At 55.7% G+C, this 19880-nt stretch carries 13 protein-coding genes and 1 pseudogene; 12 read left to right on the top strand and 2 right to left on the bottom strand.

Going from position 1 to position 19880, the window contains the following annotated elements; all coding sequences use genetic code 11:
• The first annotated feature begins 13 nt into the window (after nucleotides 1–13).
• Both NST08_RS00555 and NST08_RS00560 read left to right on the top strand, forming a co-directional pair.
• Complete coding sequence (locus NST08_RS00555) at nucleotides 14–481, top strand: hypothetical protein (RefSeq protein ID WP_007133157.1); 468 nt, start codon at nucleotides 14–16, stop codon at nucleotides 479–481.
• Between the two features lie 30 nt (nucleotides 482–511).
• The gene (locus NST08_RS00560; RefSeq protein WP_007133156.1) at nucleotides 512–736 is read left to right on the top strand and encodes a hypothetical protein; all 225 of its coding nucleotides are present in this window, start codon (nucleotides 512–514) and stop codon (nucleotides 734–736) included.
• 195 nt (nucleotides 737–931) lie between these two features.
• On the opposite strand, the gene NST08_RS00565 is transcribed toward NST08_RS00560, so the two are convergent.
• The gene (locus tag NST08_RS00565) at nucleotides 932–2209 is read right to left on the bottom strand and encodes a S1 family peptidase (RefSeq protein WP_007133155.1); all 1278 of its coding nucleotides are present in this window, start codon (nucleotides 2207–2209) and stop codon (nucleotides 932–934) included.
• 370 nt (nucleotides 2210–2579) lie between these two features.
• Nucleotides 2580–2969: pseudogene (locus tag NST08_RS00570) on the bottom strand (transposase); the annotation flags it as partial.
• Nucleotides 2970–3460: 491 nt separating this feature from the next.
• Between NST08_RS00570 and NST08_RS00575 the strand changes: the two are divergent.
• From NST08_RS00575 to NST08_RS00620, 10 genes are all read left to right on the top strand, one after another.
• Nucleotides 3461–4429, top strand: coding sequence for an ABC transporter permease (locus NST08_RS00575; RefSeq protein ID WP_210095575.1), 969 nt, complete (start codon nucleotides 3461–3463; stop codon nucleotides 4427–4429).
• A complete protein-coding gene (locus tag NST08_RS00580; protein ID WP_028406577.1) occupies nucleotides 4429–5298 on the top strand; it encodes a carbohydrate ABC transporter permease in 870 nt (289 codons plus the stop codon). Before NST08_RS00575 ends, NST08_RS00580 begins: the two co-directional genes overlap by 1 nt.
• A gap of 94 nt (nucleotides 5299–5392) precedes the next feature.
• Nucleotides 5393–6937 carry an extracellular solute-binding protein gene (locus NST08_RS00585; RefSeq protein ID WP_210095574.1) on the top strand — a complete coding sequence of 515 codons (1545 nt, stop codon included), beginning with the start codon at nucleotides 5393–5395 and terminating at the stop codon, nucleotides 6935–6937.
• A gap of 5 nt (nucleotides 6938–6942) precedes the next feature.
• Entirely contained in the window at nucleotides 6943–8241 is a 1299-nt protein-coding gene (locus NST08_RS00590; protein WP_210095573.1) for a Gfo/Idh/MocA family protein, read from the top strand.
• Nucleotides 8238–10550: a glycoside hydrolase family 88/105 protein gene (locus NST08_RS00595; protein ID WP_245256212.1), complete on the top strand. Its 2313-nt coding sequence runs from the start codon at nucleotides 8238–8240 to the stop codon at nucleotides 10548–10550. Before NST08_RS00590 ends, NST08_RS00595 begins: the two co-directional genes overlap by 4 nt.
• 79 nt (nucleotides 10551–10629) lie before the next feature.
• Entirely contained in the window at nucleotides 10630–12903 is a 2274-nt protein-coding gene (locus NST08_RS00600) for an AraC family transcriptional regulator (protein WP_341341338.1), read from the top strand.
• 30 nt (nucleotides 12904–12933) lie between these two features.
• Nucleotides 12934–15000 carry a glycoside hydrolase family 65 gene (locus NST08_RS00605; protein WP_210095578.1) on the top strand — a complete coding sequence of 689 codons (2067 nt, stop codon included), beginning with the start codon at nucleotides 12934–12936 and terminating at the stop codon, nucleotides 14998–15000.
• 67 nt (nucleotides 15001–15067) lie between these two features.
• A complete protein-coding gene (locus NST08_RS00610; protein ID WP_007133146.1) occupies nucleotides 15068–16213 on the top strand; it encodes an oligogalacturonate lyase family protein in 1146 nt (381 codons plus the stop codon).
• 26 nt (nucleotides 16214–16239) lie between these two features.
• Nucleotides 16240–17385, top strand: coding sequence for a glycoside hydrolase family 88/105 protein (locus tag NST08_RS00615; RefSeq protein WP_007133145.1), 1146 nt, complete (start codon nucleotides 16240–16242; stop codon nucleotides 17383–17385).
• Entirely contained in the window at nucleotides 17382–19862 is a 2481-nt protein-coding gene (locus tag NST08_RS00620; protein WP_210095571.1) for a glycosyl hydrolase family 95 catalytic domain-containing protein, read from the top strand. The genes NST08_RS00615 and NST08_RS00620 overlap by 4 nt, the downstream gene beginning before the upstream one ends.
• The last annotated feature ends 18 nt before the right edge of the window (nucleotides 19863–19880 follow it).

The following is a 19880-nucleotide window of genomic DNA, read 5'->3' on the forward strand; positions in this document are numbered from 1 at the left end:
GGAGCTGTTAATTATGAAAAACAAAAAAAACGCACTCCTTATTCTGTTACTGCTGAGTGCATCTCTTCTTATTTCATGTAATAGCAACACTTCAAAAAAAACAGAACAAGAACTACCTGATAACACACCGACTAAACCGTTAATTTTCCAATTGAATGCTGAGGACATTTCAAGTGTTAGCATTTTTAATTTTGAGAGGAACCATGTGTCGGGTGAATTTCAAAAGAAGGATGACATAAAAGAATTAACCCAAATCTTAAATGATAGTTCTACTAATGTTGGAAACGTTACAGATGACTTATACCGTAAATTAATTATTCATATGAACAATACAGATACCCAGATATTGTTATTTGGCGGAAATGGAATCTATTTTAAAGATACAACAACACGGCATACTTATATGCTCGACCCCACCACTAAAACACAAACTTTAAATCAGTTGATAGATCGATTAGAAAAGGAATACTCAAATAGATAACATCTTCAGTTTCATGCGACAGCCCCCAGCATGAAGCCTGTGACCGAAGTTACGTATTTATCGGTTTACTACTTGTCCTTTATCCGGTATCTTATTTACAACGGAATTGTGGTATGGCAAGTGTCCAAGCGCAATGATGTAAAGTTGGTGCTGTATACGGGTGAGCAATGGACACCAAAAAGAGACGTGTTTGAGGCCGTGCTCCATTCGAACCAAGGCTTTCAATACGCGTCTCAGGCATACAACACACGATGAGAAGCCAGCGTCAAAGGCAGCCACTCTCGCAAAGCAACCTGCATGGATAACGTCTGTATTCGTTTTCAGGCGAAACTCAAACAGCGCGTGCTGTTTGGGTTTCGGCACGCGCTGGCTACTTAATTTTTTAGGGGTATGACCATCTCGATCCAGGCGTCAGATTTTTTATGTCTAAAGATAGATCACTAACATCTTCTAATTATTGGGGTCTACCGTTTTGACTGTACTGCTAGTATACATTGTAACCGCTCCGACATTAACCAGAGATGGTATTATTTTGGATGTATATCCCCAGGTTCCGCTTGGCATTGTATCGGTTTCTATATTTCCTCCAGAATGAACACCTATAATATGATTGCTGTTTTGTGCGCTAAAAACAATAGCTCCGCTATCACCGCCCTTACTGTACCCTCCACCTTGTTTATATATTGTAATCATATTGGTAAATGTAAAATAAGTTGTACCTTCTTTGTAATCCACACTTCCACTTGTAGATTGTACATTTGCACAAGTAACATTTGTAGACATTCCTGATTTACAGATAAGTTGTCCGACTAACGCTGTACTTGTTTGAGTATAGCTTTTGTCGTATTCAGCATTCGCGACGGGATTATAATAATACTTATTTCCGTATTTTTTATTCTTATTTGTAAGCAGCACAAGACCGACATCTGTACCGTTATCCTTATAACCAGATAAGTGTTGAGTTCCTATAGATGTTCCGCCTTGATACACAGTAGAACCTATATCTCTTATGCAATGTCCCGCCGTGACAATGAACTCTCTCGTATCTTTGGTCGCTATTCCTGCAGTGCTGCAAGTACCCTTAATTGATATCCCCCCGCCCATTTCCGTAAATGCATCAGTTCTTAGTTTATAAGGTATGTTTTCTGGTCTTTCATCAAATTCAATAAGACCGTTATACTCCTCATTCAGATTAACCATATAACTCTTTTCTAGATTCACACCCTCGGGGACACTGATAATGACCTTCTGTTTCTTTGTACTTACATCGGTTGATATTCCTCGAGGAATTGCTATACTGCCCGATTGAACTCGCTGTAAAATATCTCCTTGTATATTTATGAGGTCTTCCTTTGAATAACTGACACGTTGCACTTCAAGTAAATCACCCGGTAATATTTTTTTAATCTCTTCAATAAAACTACTAACCTTTACACTATCCTTAGCAACAGCAATAACGAAATGTGGGAACTTATCATTTTCAATATATATCTCTCCGTAAGGATTAAAATTTTCGGGATCTCCAAAGTGTTTAGCAATGATGTCAAAGACGGAGTCTAGATATTTCTTTTCAAACTCAAGTTGAAGTTCTTGTTGTGCATCCAATGGTAAGACTGTTTCGGCTTGATATTCATCATAGGACACTGTTTCCCCGCCCTCTGCAAATACTACAGCAGATTGGAAGATGAGACCCACAGTTAGAATAATTGGTAAGAATATTTTTTTCATCCAGAAATTCTCCTTTTACTTTTAATTATAAAACAGCGTAAATACCTTCCTACCCTCCCTTTCTATAATTCTCTTTTGATTGTTATCTTGGTGTGTTATATGTATAAACGCCAGTTTTTGTACACTAGTTACCTAATATTTGGATTTTTTCTAAAAAATAAATTTTTGGAAAAATAAAAATATCATCCTGAATTTCGAAAGCCCATAGCAGCAAGGTTAGCGTAGGAATCAAAGGGCCTTCTTAATGTAAAATCACAGTAGATTCCCCAGTGATATCGTTACGATTACAATCATGAAGGAGCCCTTCCCCATCCCAATGAAGGGGCATTGCGATTTCCATGTAAGATTGTGAAAGGATCATTTCAACTGAGCGACTCGGCGAGAATCCGTTCTTGGCTTCTTTGATGTAGTTTTCAAAGTAGCAGCGCTGATTGTAAAAGCGTCACAAATCAATCGGCTCCCATTCCGAATTCGTGACGATTGCTTCGTATTGCCAGTCGCTGTCGAAGACCAGTCGGCTTTGCCCGTCATCGAATACTTGGACCTTGCTGATGATTGCCACCCGGCGCGTTTTCTTCCAGGACGTTGCTTTGTAGATCAGCGTGATGCCTTCGATGATCCAATCATCGTAGCGCTTCCAGTAGCGACATTTCTGAACTTCCTGCTCCAGCCGCTTTGTCCATTTCATTTTGCCGGCATAGCCGATCTTCCGGCTCTCGAGCAGGCTGTAGAAGTCTTCGCCACCAAAACCCTTGTCGAATCAAGCTAGACGATTGGATGCTCGCCAAGCAGTTCAAATGTTTGCTTTCGAAATTTAGGCTCAGATAGATAACATCACCACATATTAATAGTAGGTCAGAGGATCGCCCGTGCCCGTAATGCTGCCGTGTTCCAACACGGCAGCGTTTTTTTGAACCAGCAAGCCTCCTCCATCTCAGCCTATCGGCTGGCGGAGGAGGCTTGCTGGTTCATTGCATATGTACGGTCACGGCCAACCGGTTTTGAAAGGGGAGAATCGCCAACCAACCGATCCTCCAGCGCATCAACAAATCCTCTTTTTCCGGTACTTCCTTCATTTGTTCGCCGGATCAATTTTATGAACCTGGAACTGCCGCAGTCTATGCGGATCTCCGGCGGGGTTTCCTCGATCTGCTCATTGCGTGTCGGATTGAACCGTTGTTCGGTTTGCGCGGTGGACGTTATGATTGGCGATACATTGACATGCTCAAAGCGAAGGGAGGTTTAATCACGATGGCAACCCGGTCAACCGAACTGAAACAGGATGGCGCGCCGCTGCCTCTCAAGGCGAGCGGAATATCCCGCAACCGGTACATTGCGAACATGCGCAAGCACTGGATGCTGTATCTCATGATTCTCCCCGGCATCTTGTTCTACGTCGTATTCAAGTATGTGCCGCTGGCGGGGAGCGTCATCGCCTTTCAGGACTATCAGATTTTTAAGGGCATTTGGGGAAGCCCTTGGGTAGGGCTGGATAATTTCGGATTTATTTTTACTTATCAGGATTTCTACAATGTGCTGCGCAATACAGCCGTCATCGCTTTATATCAGCTGCTGTTCGGATTTCCGGCGCCGATCCTGCTGGCCCTGCTGTTTAATGAAATCCGGCTTATGGTGGCCAAACGGGTGGTACAGAGTCTGTTCTATCTCCCTCACTTCCTGTCATGGGTCGTTGTGGGCGGAATCGTATTCGAGCTGCTATCCAGTCAAGGCGTGGTGAACGCGGTTCGCGGCTGGCTCGGTTACGAGCCGATCCTGTTCATGCAGGAGGCAGGTTATTTCCGGACCATCGTCGTCCTGTCGTCGATCTGGAAAGAGGTCGGCTGGGGCACGATCATTTATTTGGCGGCTATCGCCGGCATCAATCCGAATTTATATGAAGCGGCCGTCATGGACGGAGCGGGCCGATGGAAGCAAACGATCCATATTACGCTGCCCACGATGTTCCCGACGATACTGGTGCTGTTCCTGCTGCAGATCGGCAATTTCCTCGAGCTCGGCTTTGACCAGATCTTCAATTTGCTGACGCCGATGACCTATTCGGTCGGGGATATCATCGAAACGTATGTCTACCGCGCAGGCGTGCTTCAAGGTCAGTACAGCATGACGACGGCAATCGGCTTGTTCCAGTCCGTCATCGGGTTTATCTTGTTGTGGATTTTTAACCGGTTGGCCAGAAAAACGGATCAGGGGTTGTGGTGATGAAAGCGACATTCGGAGAAAAAGTGTTTCAGACGTTGAATTATGTATTTCTGATCGCCGCCGCGGCGACGATGCTGTTCCCGCTGGTGCAGCTGCTGGCCGTATCGTTCAGCTCACCGGTTGCCGCCGATTCCAAGGAAGTGTTTCTGCTGCCTGTGGAATTTACGACCGCTTCATGGGAGCATATCTTGAAAAACCAAGGTCTATGGACATCCTTCGGCATCACCGTATATATTACGGTCGTCGGGACGCTCCTCAGCATGCTGTTCTCGGTCATGACGGCCTATCCGCTGTCCCGCCGCGAGTTTCTGCTGCGCAAGCCGGTTATGCTCGGCATCGTGCTGACGATGATTTTCAACGCGCCGATGATCCCGTTCTTCCTGACCGTTCGCGAGCTCGGCATGATGAACTCGTTGTGGGCCCTGATCCTGCCGGGCCTGATCGGCACATTCAATATGATCATCATTCGAACCTTTTTCATGGGCATTCCCGGTGAATTGGACGATTCAGCGAGAATGGACGGGTGCAGCGATTTCGGCATTCTGTTCCGCATCTACCTGCCCTTATCCAAACCGGTCGTGGCGACGGTGAGCCTGTTTTATGCAGTCGGTTACTGGAATACCTTCTCCCGGGCCGTGCTGTTCATCCGCGATCCGGAGAAATGGCCGCTTCAGATGAAGCTTCGGGCGTATCTGCAATCCCCGGAGGAGCTGGCCGCCGTCAATATGTTTTTGGGCGACTTCGATTTTAACACGACAACTTTGAAAGCGGCTACAATCTTATTTGCGACGATTCCGATCATTCTGGTGTATCCGTATCTGCAAAAATATTTCGTCAAAGGCTCAATGCTTGGCTCACTAAAGGAATAGGCCGGGCAGATAATAGGCCGGGCAGATCTTCGATATGAAATCGGTTCTAGGACCGATTTGATATAACAACCATTCAAAAGGGGAGGATTTACACATGGCGAAATGGTATTTCCGCAAATGGTTCGGGAAGCCTGCGCTCGCGGTTGTGCTGGCGGCAGGACTGCTGGCGGGCTGCGGCAGCCCGGGAGGCTCCGGAACCGATGCAGGCGGCCCGGACAGCGAAGGGGGAAATGAGGTAACGAAGGTCAAGGTGTTCAAAAGCCACATGGGGGTCGGCACGATTCCGGGCCCGGACAATCCGCATGTCCAGTACGTGGCCGAGCGCACCGGGGTCCAATATGAGCTGGTTACGACCCCGCCGGGCTCGGAGCCGACGGAATTTTTGAATCTGATGATCGCCTCCGATGATCTTCCGGATATTTTGCGGCCGATCGGCGGCATCGAGCAGACGTTGATCCGGCAAGGGGGCGCGCTTGCGCTGGACGATTTGCTGCCGCAGTATGCGCCGAACGTGTGGAAGAACATTCCGCAGGAAGCGTGGGATGTCGTGCGATCGGCTTCGCCGGACGGAAAAATCTACTATGTGCCGAAGGTGTTCCTCGTGCCTGAGCGTGCGCCGATGATCCGCCAGGATTGGCTCGACAAGGTCGGCATGCCGATGCCAACCACCACGGAGGAATACAAGCAGGTGCTGGCCGCGTTCCTGGAGCAGGATCCGAACGGCAACGGCGTAAGGGATGAGCTGCCGACGTCTGGCCGGGAATTCGGCAAATGGATGGACCATTTGTTCGCGATGTATGGCGTAGCCATGTGGGAGGGCAGTCCGGAATGGGACGTGTATGACGGGAAGATCCAATATGCCGGCGTCACGGACAACATGAAGGCGGCGATCGGGTTCATCCGCGAGCTGTATGCCGAGAAGCTGCTCGATAACGAGACGTTCCTGAACAAGGGCGATGTATGGACCGCCAAAATCAACAATAACCTGGTCGGCAGCTGGTACCATCTTCCGGCGAACCTGCGCGACCGCTTTACGGCGATTCAGCAGAAAGCCCCGGATGCGTATGTCGTCGGCATGCCGCTTCCGAAAGCGGAGGGCTATGAGGGATATGTCACGCAAAAAAGCATGGGCGAGCCGGAATGGATTATTCCGACTAAAGCCGAAGCCAACGCCCCTGCAGCGCTGAAGCTGCTGGATTTCTTCTATGACCGTTCCAACGACGAGTTTATCCGGTTCGGGATCGAAGGAATGCAGCATGAGGTCGTGGACGGCAAAAAAGTGCTGCTCCCGCCAGAGGACAGCCGGCCGCTCGCCCTCGGCATGCGCAACCTGACGACCGAGGAGGACATGAACATCCGGATTCAGGAGACGATCCCGGAAGACATGCAGCAGATGGTAAAGGACATTTTCGAGGTAAGCACCGCCGACGCGAAGCGGATAGCCGGCGACGGGCTGCCGAGCACCGTGTACGAGGGATATCCCGATATTCAATCCCATAAGCTGTTCCAGGAATACTTGACCAAGATTGTCATCGGCGAGTGGCCGCTGGAGAAGTTCGATGAATTCGTGGATCGTTGGTATACGTCCGGAGGGGAAGAAGTCACCAAGCGGGTTGAGGAATGGTATTCGAGGATGTGATGCTAATGAAGAAGAAATATGCGATATGTGGGGTAAGCGGACGGGCGCTTGGGATGTTTGCGAAGCCGATCTTGACGACGTATGCCCCGCGGTGCGAGCTGGTGGCGCTGCTCGACACAGACCCGGAGCGTTTTGAGCTGTTCCGCACACGTTTTCCGGAGCATTCCGCCACTGCTGTTTACGGCGAAGAGGAGTTCGACCGCATGATCGAGGAGACGAAGCCGGACGTCGTGATCGTAGCGGGTCGGGATGATACGCATGCGCGTTATATCGTCGCCGCGCTGGAGCACGATCGGGATGTCATCACGGAGAAACCGATGGTCACGACCGGGGCGGACGCCCGGCGGGTGCTGGAAGCGGAAAGGGCAAGCAAAGGCAACGTAACCGTCACGTTCAATTATCGTTATGCTCCCGTTCACGACAAGATCAAGGAAATGGTATGGGAGGGCCGGCTTGGCCGCATTACTTCCGTGGATTTGAACTGGTACCTGGATACGTATCATGGAGCAAGCTATTTCAAAAGATGGAACCGCCGGCGCGAGCTTTCCGGCGGCCTCTCCATCCACAAGAGCACCCATCATTTCGACCTCGTCGGCTGGTGGATCAATCAGCGGCCGATTGAAGCTTTCGCTTACGGGGCGCTTCATTATTACGGCTCCGAAGGCGAGCTTAACCCGGAGCGGGTGGACGGCCGCCATTGCGGCACCTGCACGGCAGCAAGCCGCTGTGCCTACTACACGCGCTGGAATGCGCGCCATGTGAAGGATGATCACCTCGGTCTCCTTGCGGCGGAAGGGCGGCAATTTCCTTACACGGGTTACCGCCCGGACCAGTGCATCTTCGACTCCGAGATTGACATCGAGGATACGTATGCGGCCGCTATCCGATACAACGGGGGCGCGTTGCTCAGTTATTCCGTCAACTTCTCGCTGCCGTACGAAGGCTACCGCCTGGCGATAAACGGCACGAAGGGCCGCCTGGAGACGACCGAATACCATGCTCCGTCCAGGACCCCGTTCCCTACGCCGGTCCAGACCATCGATTATTTCCCGTTGTTCGGATCCAAAGAAACGATCCATGTGGTGCATCGGGAAGGCGGGCATGGAGGAGGCGATCCGCTGCTTTTGAACGATCTGTTCCTGGGTGAGGATCGATCCAGGCCCTATTCCGTCTTATCGGGGGCAGCGGACGGTGCGTATTCGGTTGCAACAGGGGAAGCGGTGTGGCGCTCGGCCAAGGAAGGGAAGCCGGTGGCGATCCAGGACGTGCTTGCAGGTTGGAAAGGAGAGCTGACAAAAGCATGAGCAAACAGGATAGCAGCGAATATTTCGATCCGGCGGAGGGCTTGGCCTACCAGACGGAGGGAAGCTCGATTGAGCATGCTCTTACGGTCATCGCCCAGCGATATGTAGGGGATCATCCTCCTCACCCTCCGGTGTACCGGGTTAGCCGCAGCGGGCCGATTCGCAAGCGGGGGGATCACGCTTACGTATTTCCGATCGGGGACATGTTTCCGGAGATGACGGAAGATCAGGTGGTTTATGCCTGGGGGAAGCTGTGGGTCCGGGAAGGGCACACCTTTCCCTTCCTGATCCAGAGCGACGGACCGGTACGGCTGTATCATAACGGCAGAAAGCGGTTCGGCTCCGCGCAGGGCGAGGCGGCGGATCCGGACACGCCAGTCAGAATCGGGATCCAGCTCACCGAAGGGTGGAACCACTTCGTCCTGGAATTCCGCCCTGGACCCGGGGGAGCCGGAGGTGTATTCGGCACGAGCAACCGCAAAAACAAACCGTATTGCTTTCTGGCCCCGTCAACGGAGAGGGATGGAGAGGAAGGCTGGATTGTGACGCGGCCGCTCTCCGGTCCGCTTCCGGTCATCCCCGGTGTCGTGGAGAGTGAGTCGTTCACGGGAACGGACTGGCTTCCTGCTCGAGCGGAGCATGATGAGAGAGCCGACGCTGGCAGCCCGAAAGGCCCCATGTCCGTCATGTATGGCGACAAGCCGGGATATGCCGCATATGCCTGGGCGGCTGTCGTTAACCGCAGCTTGGCCCCGGCGAAGGTCCTGGTGTCCGGAACCGCCTACGGACCGGTGCGGTTTGAATGGAACGGCCGGGAAGCCGGCTTCTATCCCGAGGCCGGAAGCTTCTGCTTCATGCTCGATGCCCTCGCAGGACGCGGAGAGCTGACGGCCCGGTGCGAATGCGGTCCGGACGGATGGGGATTTCGAATCGATGAGGTCTCCCCAGCCGGGATGCTGTGCGCGCCCCGCAAGGTGCACGGCCTCAAGGGAGAATGGCTGTATCTCGGCCCATTCCGTGCGGATGCGGAGCTTGAGATATCCGAGTATTTTGGCATGGATACCCTCGCTCAGCCGGGCGGGGAGAAGCTGTTCTGGACGGGAGGCGAGCCGGGCGCATGCATCCGGCCGTTTCTGGAGAACGAGCTGTTTGGCCGATGGAATTATCCGCTGGGCGTCACGCTGTACGGCCTGCTTGAAACGAGCAAAACGCTGCATCGCTCTGATCTTGAGCATTACGTTCTGCGGCATGTCGAGTTCGCTACCTCCCATTACGAGTACTCGTTATGGGACCGGGAACGGTTCGGCGCAGCCGGGCTGAACAATCAGCTGTCCGATATCGACAGTCTGGACGATTGCGGCTCCTTCGGCGCGCTCGCCATCCTCGCCGACCGCCTTCGGCCGCTGAAAGGGGCTTGCCGGGCCGCTGACGATATCGCCCGGTATATCATGACCGTTCAATCCCGGCTGCCGGACGGCGCCCTCTACCGGGAGGTCGGCGTTTCCCGCAGCATGGACCTGACGATGTGGTGCGACGATATGTACATGAGCGTGCCGTTTCTATGCCGGTATGCGGAGCTGGCCGGCGACTCCCGCTATTTGGACGAAGCGGCAAAGCAGCTGCTGCTATATAAGTCTTACTTGTATATGCCGGATTTGCAGCTGATGTCGCATGTCTATGACGTACGGCAGGGCCAGCCTTCCCGTACGGTATGGGGGAGGGGAAACGGATGGGTATTCTTCTCGCTGGCCGAGCTGCTCGCCGTGCTTCCGACCGGCCATCCCGACTACGAGCCTCTTCTGCAGTTCTACCGTGAGCTGGCGGAAGGGTACCGACGGGTTCAGGGCGCAAACGGGCTGTGGCACCAAGTGCTTACCGATCCCGAATCCTATGAGGAAGCGTCGTGCACCGCAATGTTCATCTTTGGCATGGCCCGGGGTGTTCGGCGAGGCTGGCTTCGGTCGACACAGCTTTACGCGCAGGCGGCCGTCTCGGGGTGGAAGGGCCTGACCGCCCGGGCGATTGACGGCCAAGGCAATGTATTCGGCGTATGCAAGGGGAGCAGCTGGTCCAACTCCCACTCGTATTACAAACACGACCTGTCGTGGAATGTGAACGACACGCACGGCATCGGCATTGTGCTTCTCGCCGGCGTCGAACTTCTTCAGCTGATGCGTCATACAGCACGGGAACCGGAAGACGACCCACAGCTGAAGGCATCAACGGTGCCCGGCGAGACCGGTGGTAGTCCGGGGGGGACGCAGGTCCACTATAAGTTTAAAAAGGGGAGCGGAAACAAGAGGAAATGAAAACGCTTAATCCCTAATGACGGCAGGAGCGGAGCGTAAGCTATAATGGAACCAAACTGGTAGTAAAGCGGGGATGGATATGTTCCAAACGATCGGTAAGTGGCTCAAATATTCGCTGGCCCAGACGCAGGCCCGACTGGTGCTCATTTTGACCGTATCCGTATTCTTGATCATTTTGGCCGTCAGCCTGACCTCCTATTACACCTCCAAATCGGTGCTGCAGGAGGAGCTGAGCGAGCCGCAGCATCAAATGCTGCAGATCAGCATGAAATTCATCGACGACTCGATCCGGGAGAGCGACAAAATCGCGGTCCAGGTCGCCGTGAACGAGCATGTCTACCATTTCCTGACGAGCGAGAACCAGAATTCGGTCTCCAATATTTCCACCTTGTACCGGCTCCTGTCCACCTGGATCAACAATTCGGAATACATCAACAGCATATACGTTTATGACATCGAGCGGGGCAGCTTCGTTTCGCTGCCTCAAGGCTACAGCTCCAGCAGGCTGACCTTCGTGGACTCCGAGTGGACCAGCATCGCGGATGAATTCGGTGACGATATGATGACGATCCGCAAGCGGCATGTTCCCGAGGGGGCGGGGAACAAGGGCTCTGAGCTGACGCTGTTCCGAAAGATCATGATTCAGGGCAAATTTCGAGGCATCGTAGCGGTGAATTTGCGGGAAACGGAGCTGTTTGCCAAGCTTAACCCGCCCGCGCTTTCGCAAGTGGACAGCATGCGGTATATCGTGGATCAGCAGGGTCGTGTGCTGTACTCGGTCTCCAACTCGGAGTTTAAGCCGGATGCCGTGACCCAGGCGCTGAACGAGCTGAAGGAGGACCGCTTCGGCGACTTTGTTCATGAAGGGCAGAAGCTGCTGGTGAACCAGATCGAATCACCGCTCACCGGCTGGAAATATGTCTCCATCGTGTCGCAGGACAGTTTGCTGGCCCAGTCCAAGAAGGTGCGCGACACCGTGCTGTCCGTCTCTGTAGCTGCCCTGGCACTGGGAGCGCTGACGATCCTGTACGTGAACTCGGCTGCATTCCGGCCGGTGCGGCGGCTGAAGCAGTTGTTTAGCGCCTACGAAGGGAAGACGTCCAGCCCGGACCGCATCGATCTGGAGAAGCTTGCGGGCGAGCTGCTGAGCAACCATGCCCATCTGTCCCAATTGGTTCGGGAGACGATCCCGGATGCGGCGTCCAAGTTTTTACACGATATCCACTCGGGGCATATGAGCGGACGGCGTGAAATCAGGGAGAAGTGGTCCCGTTATTTTGCCGAATGGACCGATGCTCCGGTGACGGTAGCCGTGCTGTCGATTGACCGTTACGACTCGTGGTCGCGCCGGTTCCCGGCAAGCGATCATTCCTTGCTCAAGTTCGCCTTGGCCAATATCATAGCCGAGCTGCATGAGCCGAAATGGCGGGTCGCCTGCGCCGATTTCGGGGCAGACCGAATGGCGATTCTCCTTCAGCCTCAGATGGCCGAAGGACGTCCGCCACTGGCTGAGGCGATCGAAACGGTGTCCCGGCTGCTGAAGTTCAGCGTATCTGCGGGCATGAGCATGCCGCAAAGCGATGTCTGCAAATTGAAGCAGGCCATGCTGGAGGCGGAGAATGCGTTAACCTACCGCTTATACAGAGGCTATGGCCAGCTCGTGCCGTTCCAGGACGTATCCGCCCATGAGGTAACCGACACGCAAGCGCCGGAAGACGGAATACGGGAATTGCTGGCCGCCGTGGAGAGCGGGGAAGGGGAAAAAGCGGTGGCCCTGCTGGAGCGTATTGCCGGCAATATCCGCAGTCGATATTGGTATCCGACGGAAGCGCTTGCCGCGCTGCAGTCTTTATTGGAACGCTTGCAGGGACTCTGCCCGGGCGGGGAAGGAGCCGAGGCAGAATCGGCCGGTCGGCTCGCCACGATGTATATCGAGGACATCGAAGCGGAGCTGACGGGCTTGATCAACGCATTGTCCGAACGCTACCGACGCTTGATCGGAAGCAAGGATTTTATCCTGTGCCAGCGGATGATGGAATACATGGAGCAGCATCTCGGAGAGCCGATCGGCATTCCGGAAATCGCCGACTCCATCGGCATCAGCAGCAGCTTGGCCAGCCAGCTGTTCAAGCAGGAGACCAATGAAACGATTTACAACTACTTAACCCGGCTGCGGATGGAACGCGCCGGGGAGCTGCTGGTCAAGACCGACCGGAAAATATCCGATATCGCCCTGATGGTCGGTTATCAGCACGAGAACAGCTTCATCCGGAGCTTCCGCAAATTCAAGGATATCACCCCGGGAAAGTACCGGGATATGATGAGAACCCGAATGGACGCCTTATACGAATAACAGGGCATGTCCACAGCATGGAAGGAGAGCATGGAGATGGAGAGAAAGCAGATTGTACAGCGACATCATCCGGAGTTCGACAGGCTGAATCCATTATCGCCGCTGTCGGTCGGCAATGGGGAATTCGCGTTTACCGCCGACCTTACCGGGCTGCAGACGTTTCCCGAGCAATACGAGGTGCCGCTCGGGACCCAATCGAACTGGGGCTGGCACTTTACGGGGGGACGCCGCCGATTCGATTGGAAGGATGCCGCGCTACAACCGTTTGACACACATGGCCGCCAGGTCGGTTACCCGATGAAGCCCGGGGATCGGGAGGGGGCATATCAATGGCTGAGGCAAAATCCCCATCGCCTTCATCTCGGCCGCCTGGCCTTCCGATTTTTGGATGAGTCGGGAGAGGAGCTTGATTACGGTCATGCGGGCGGATTTCGGCAAAAGCTCGACCTCTGGACCGGGGTCCTGTCTAGCCGCTTTACCGTTCGCGGGGTGCCTGTCGACGTGACTACGGTTTGCCATCCTGATGCGGATATGCTGGGCGTGAAAGTCGTCTCGCCGCTTGTTGGCAAAGGGCAGCTGCAGGTATTTATCCGCTTTCCCGCACCGGATATGACGAACGCCTCCTGGTCCAAGTCCGTGAAGCTCGACTGGGCGAATGACCATCGCCATGAAACGGTTCTGCTCCGGCAGGAGGATGGGGCGGCCTGGATCGAACGAACGATGGATGAGGACCGTTATGCCGTCCGGTGGCAGTGGAGCGGGGGGCGGCTCGAGCAGACGGGGCAGCATGAGTTTACGCTGCATCCGGAAGGAACGGGCGAAACGCATGTCGATGAGCTGGCGTTCTCCGTCGGATTTGCTCCGGGTACGCCCGCTGCCGCCGAGGTGGAAGACATAACGGCAGCCAGCGCCCGTCACTGGGAAGCCTTCTGGCAGAGCGGGGGGGCAATCAGCTTTGAGGGCAGCTCCGATCCGCGCGCCTTTGAGCTGGAGCGGCGGGTGGTCTTGTCGCAATGGCTGTGCGCCGTTCACAGCGGCGGCTCCATGCCGCCGCAGGAAACCGGCCTTATGTACAACAGCTGGTTCGGCAAAGCGCATCTGGAGATGCACTGGTGGCATGCGGCACATTTTGCGTTATGGGGCCGGGCTTCGATTCTGCGGCGCAGCATGGACTGGTACGACCGCATCCTGCCGATCGCCCGCGAGCTGGCCAGGATGCAAGGCTATGAGGGAGCCCGCTGGCCGAAGATGGTGGGCTTTGACGGCTATCCCTGTCCGTCGCCCGTCGCTCCCGGCCTGATCTGGCAGCAGCCGCATCCGATCGCGATGGCGGAGCTGTGCTATAAGGCGGAGCCGACAACGGCGACACTGCGAACACTCCGCGACATCGTGTTCGAATCGGCTGACTTTATGGTGTCCTATGCCCATTGGAATGAGGAGACCGGCGCTTTCGATCTCGGTCCGCCGCTCATTCCTGCGCAGGAATGCCACCCTATGGACGGCAGCGTCAACCCGCCGTATGAGCTGGAATATTGGAGATATGGCCTTCATATTGCCGTGAAGTGGGCCAGCCGCATGGGGATCCGGCCGAATCCGCGCTGGGCGGAGGTAGCAGGCAGGATGGCATCGCCGCCGCAGAAGGATGGCGTCTATTTGGCTCATGCGCTGGCCCCAGACACGTTTACGGCGAAGAATCATGATCATCCGTCCATGCTGTGTGCGCTGGGCGTGCTTCCGGGCAGACTGATCGACCGGGAAACGATGCGCCGTACGCTGAAGAAGGTGAAGGACGTGTGGCAGTGGGAGACGGCATGGGGATGGGACTTTCCGGTATGTGCCATGACGGCGGCCAGGCTTGGGGAGCGCGATCTGGCCGTCGATTTTCTCTTGATGGACGAAGTGAAGAACACGTATTTGCCGAATGGGCACAATTATCAGCGTCCCGGCTTGTCCGCATACCTGCCTGGCAATGGCGGGCTGCTTGCGGCGGTTGCCATGATGGCCTGCGGCTGGGAGGGGCAGGAGGACCCGGGCGCACCCGGATTTCCGTCCAGCGGCTGGAATGTACAGTGGGAAGGATTGAAGCCGTGGTTGTAGCATTGTGTAGCATTGGATGAACCCTGGTTCGAAGGATGGGGAAAACGCTGGACTGGAGGGAGGCATTATGGCAAAAGGAACGGTATGGAAACCGGAACGGAGGCAATACCGGGACCGGTTGACGGGAGTTGAGGTCGCACAGCTGACCGACTACAAGGCACACAGCCACCATTTGTATTTTACGGAAAACGGATGGTATGACGGGGGACGGCGGCTGCTGTTCGTATCGGACCGCGGAAACAGCGCCAACCTGTACAGCATGGAGGTGGAGAGCGGCGAGATGCTGCAGTTGACCGATTATCCGGACAATGATGAGCTCGATGCTTGTCTGCTGCCGGACGGGACCGCGGCATTCGTCCGAATGGGCCGAAGCGTACGCCGGCTCGATCTTGCAACGCTGGAGGAAGTGGAGCTATATGAGGCGCCTCAGGGCTACACGATCGGCAATTTAAGCTGCCCGGCTGACGGCCGGTCGGTGGTTACGTGCATCCAGGAAGATCTGTCGGACCGGATGCAGCTAGATCTGGGCAATGGCTACGTCGGCCACCGCGAGTTGATGCAGGCTCAGCCCCACAGCCGGATCATCCGGCTGGATGCGAAAGGGAGGACGCAGCCGGAGACGCTGTATGAAGAGCATAACTTCATCACCCATATCAACGCTTCGCCGGTGGAGCCGTGGCTGATGACGTTCTGCCACGAAGGCCCCTGGCATGAGGTGGACCATCGCATATGGGGGCTGGATCTGCGAAGCAGAGAGGTTTGGAAAATCCGGGAGCGCCTCGAGCCGGGAGAGAAAGTAGGCCATGAGTTCTTTTATCCGGACGGCGTAACGATCGGGTATCACGGCTTTCGCGTAGACGGCACGAATTTTTTCGGCAGCATCCGGTATGGCAATACGGCGATGGAGGAGACGGAATTCGGCTTTGATACGTGGCATGCGTATGCCGATGGCCTCGGGCAGGCCGTCGTCGACGGCAAGGGGGCGGTCCGCACGCTCTCGGTGTGGCGCAAGGACGCCAGCGGGATATATCAGGGGCCGAGCATGCTGTGCGAGCTGCGGTGCAGCTTTCACTCCCAGAAGGTGCATGCGCATCCGCGCTTTGATCCGGAGGGCAGACGGCTGCTGTTCACAAGCGACAAAAACGGCTACGCCAACCTGTATTTGGTTGATATGCCCGAGCAGTTCGATATGCTGCCCCCGTTCTCGGTCTGAAATGAAGAGGGAGGAGTGATTTTACCTTGGCAGAAGCAACGGTTGTGGAACGGATGCCGATCCGCATCGGCGACACGATCCTGTCCGCCTGCGTGGACGGGTATCACCCGGGCATCGCCAACAAGTGGGGATATGTGGCCGGGATGGCTCTAACCGCGCTTGGAAGGCTCGGCGATTGGACAGGAGAGCAGCGGTTTCATGAGGCGGTCAAGCGCCATATGGATGTCTTTATCCGGGATGATGGCTCAATCGCGGGATATACGCTTGAGGAATACAATCTGGATCATATCAACAAAGGCAAAAATCTGCTTCGCCTGTGGCGGACCACGGGAGAAGCCAGGTACCGCCAAGCGGCCGAGCTGCTTGTGTCCCAGCTGATCGGGCAGCCGCGGACGGATGAGGGCGGTTTTTGGCACAAAAAGATTTATCCGTTTCAGATGTGGCTGGACGGTCTTTATATGTCCTCGCCGTTCATGGCGGAGTATGCGGCTGCGTTCGGGGAGCCGGATTGGTTCGACGAGGCTGCCCGGCAGCTGCTGCTTATCGAGCGGCGGACGCGCAATCCGGAGACGGGGCTGCTGCATCATGCCTATGACGAGAGCCGGGAGCAGCGCTGGTGCGATAAGGAGACCGGGCGCTCGCGGCACGTCTGGGGACGCGCCATGGGGTGGTATGCCATGGCGCTTGTGGATGCCCTGGAGTTCTTCCCGGTCCGGCATCCGCAGCGCGGGCAGCTGATGGGCATTTTCGAGCGGATGGCCAATGCCATTGTACGGGTTCAGGATCAGGCAAGCGGTTTGTGGTATCAGGTCATGGACTGCAACGGCCGGCAGGGCAACTATCTGGAAGCTTCCGGTTCCTGCATGCTGACCTACGCTTTGGCGAAGGGCATTCGCCTCAAGTATTTGGCCGAAATCGACCGGGAGGTCGTGGAACGCGCCTATGAAGGCATTAAGAAGCATTTCGTTACCGTGGACGGGGAGGGCGTCCATCTTCACGGCATTTGCCACGGCGCAGGACTTGGCGGGCGCAAATACCGTGACGGCTCGTATGCGTACTATATAAGCGAGCAGGTTGTCAGCGACTCGTTAATGGGCGTCGCTCCGCTCCTGCTTGCCAGTATGGAAATGGAGAGACTGCAGGCGGAAGGGGAAGGCGGTCATCCTCAATGAGTGCCGGGAATCTGCTGACTTTGCGATATCCGGCATCCTGGTGGCGAAATATGTGGCGCGAGGCGCTGCCATCCGGGAACGGCACCATCGGGGCCTCCGTCTTCGGCGGGGTTCAGGAGGAGACGGTGCTGCTGAACCATGAAGGATTATGGCATTGGGGACGGAAGGACCCGCTGCCGGATGTCAGTTCTGCACTGCCGGAAACGCGAAGGCTTATGGATGAAGGACATTATGACGAAGCCAGCTGGAAGCTGGCGAATGCATTGCGGGAGCGGGGATACGGCACCAAGCTTGCCTCCCGGTTTCCGCTGGCGGCGATCCAGCTGCGGATGCCCGGAAGCCGGGCATTCCGGGAATACCGGCGTACGCTCGACATGGAGACAGGGGAAGTATCCGTCCGGTGGTCCGATGGTGCGGCCCGATATGCCCGGCGGCTGTTCGTTTCCCGCGCGGATTCGGTCGTCGTTTACGACATCCGCCCCGGTGAGCCTGTATGGGAAGATAGCTCCCCTTCCGGTGCACGAGCCGAGCGAGAAGGCGATCCCGGGGATGGAGGAGGGAAGCTCCGCACCGTATCCGGCGAGATTGGACTGATACTCTATCCGAGCGACCGCTGGGGGGATTCCCCCGAATTTAAGGAGCTGGCCGATTCGGTAACCATTCAAGCCGAAGGCTGCTATATCCGATATGCCGCCCGCAACGATGACGGGGAAGACTTCGGGGCCGTGCTGCGGATCATCTGCGAGGACGGGCGCGTCCATACCGGCAAGGAAGGGACGACGATCAGGTTTGAAGCGATGCGAAAGGCGCTGGTTCTTGTAAAGGTATTTGTCGGAGGGCGGCGTGAAGACCAGTGGAAGCGGCTCGAGCAGGAGCTTGCCGCTCTTCTGGATGCATGCGAATATGAACGGCTCCTTCAGCGGCATGCCGAGCTGCATGGGCCGTTGTTCCATTCCGCGGCCTTGGAGCTGGACGGAGCCTCCGATGACGGTCGCTCGAACGAAGAGCTGCTGCTGGAAGCCTATGAGGGCGAAGCCCCTGCCGCGCTGGCCCGCAAAATGTGGGCGTATGGCCGGTATCTGTTCATCAGCGGGACGGGGGCGGAATCGGGTCCGTTCGGGTTATACGGCCTATGGGGCGGTGACTACCGTCTGGTCTGGTGCCATCATATGGCAAACGAAAACATCCAGATGATGCACTGGCATGCCAATGTCGGCGGATTGTCTGAACTGGTCAAGCCTTTATTCCGTTATTACGGCGGCCTGATGGAGGATTTCCGCGAGAATGCCCGCAAGCTGTACGGCTGCAGAGGGATTTACATTCCGGCAGGTACCACGCCCGGGATCGGCTTGCCCAGTCAGATCGTGCCCGTTATCTTGAACTGGACCGGGGCTGCTGGATGGCTGTCCCGGCATTTCTACGAGCACTTTCTGTACACGGGGGATACCCGGTTTCTTCAGGAGGAGGCGCTGCCGTTTATGCAGGAGGCCTGGCAATTCCATGCCGATTTTGCGACGGAAGGCGAGGACGGTTTCCTCAAGCTGTATCCTTCGGTTTCACCGGAGAATACGCCGCGCAATTTTATGCCCGAAGACGGCAGACAGCTGGCTCACCCCATGCCGACGACGGTGAATGCAACGATGGACATAGCCATTCTGAAGGAATTGCTTACCCATCTCATCGAAGCGGGCAGAGCGATCGGCGTTCCGGAAATGGAACAAGCCGAATACGAACGGATGCTGGCAAAAATTCCTCCCTATCGGACGAACCGTGACGGCGCCTTGGCGGAGTGGCTGGATCCCGCCTTCGACGATCGCTATGAGCATCGGCATCTTTCGCATATCTACCCGCTGTTTCCCGGTCATAAAATTACCCGGGAATCGTCACCGGAGCTGTTCAGCGCCTGCGAGAACGCGGTGCGGCTGCGCCGCATCGAGGCGCAAAGCGGCTGGTCGCTGGCCCATATGGCTTCCATCTACGCCCGGCTTGGCGATGGGGATCATGCGCTGGAATGTCTGGATATGCTGGCGCGCTCCTGTTTGCTGCCAAATCTGTTTACGCTCCATAACGATTGGAGAGGCATGGGGATTTGCATGGATATGCCTGCTGCCCCTGTTCAGCTCGATGCGAATATGGGATGGGTTCATGCGGTGCAGGAAATGCTGCTGCAGGTATCATCGCGTATGGTTCGACTGCTTCCAGCCCTTCCTCAGCGCTGGCGCAGGGGCCGGTACGCCGGTTGGAGATTCCATACGGGGCAGATAGCCGCCGAGTGGGATGCCGATACCGGATGGCTGCAGGCCGAGCTTCACGCCGAGCGCCAGACCGATACCGTCGTTTCCTTGCCGGAATGGGCCGGGGCATGCTCATTCTCCGGAGAAGGGGATGTTCAGCCGTCGGAGCAGGGCCGCCGCTGCTTCGCCGTACGGCTGAGGCCTGGAGCTCGGCTCACGTTCCGGTGCCGTCCCGATCGGTAAAGCGGGAGCCTCGGGCTC

It is taken from the genome of Paenibacillus sp. FSL K6-1566 (assembly GCF_038050475.1).
In the GTDB taxonomy this organism is placed as follows: domain Bacteria; phylum Bacillota; class Bacilli; order Paenibacillales; family Paenibacillaceae; genus Paenibacillus_AQ; species Paenibacillus_AQ lactis.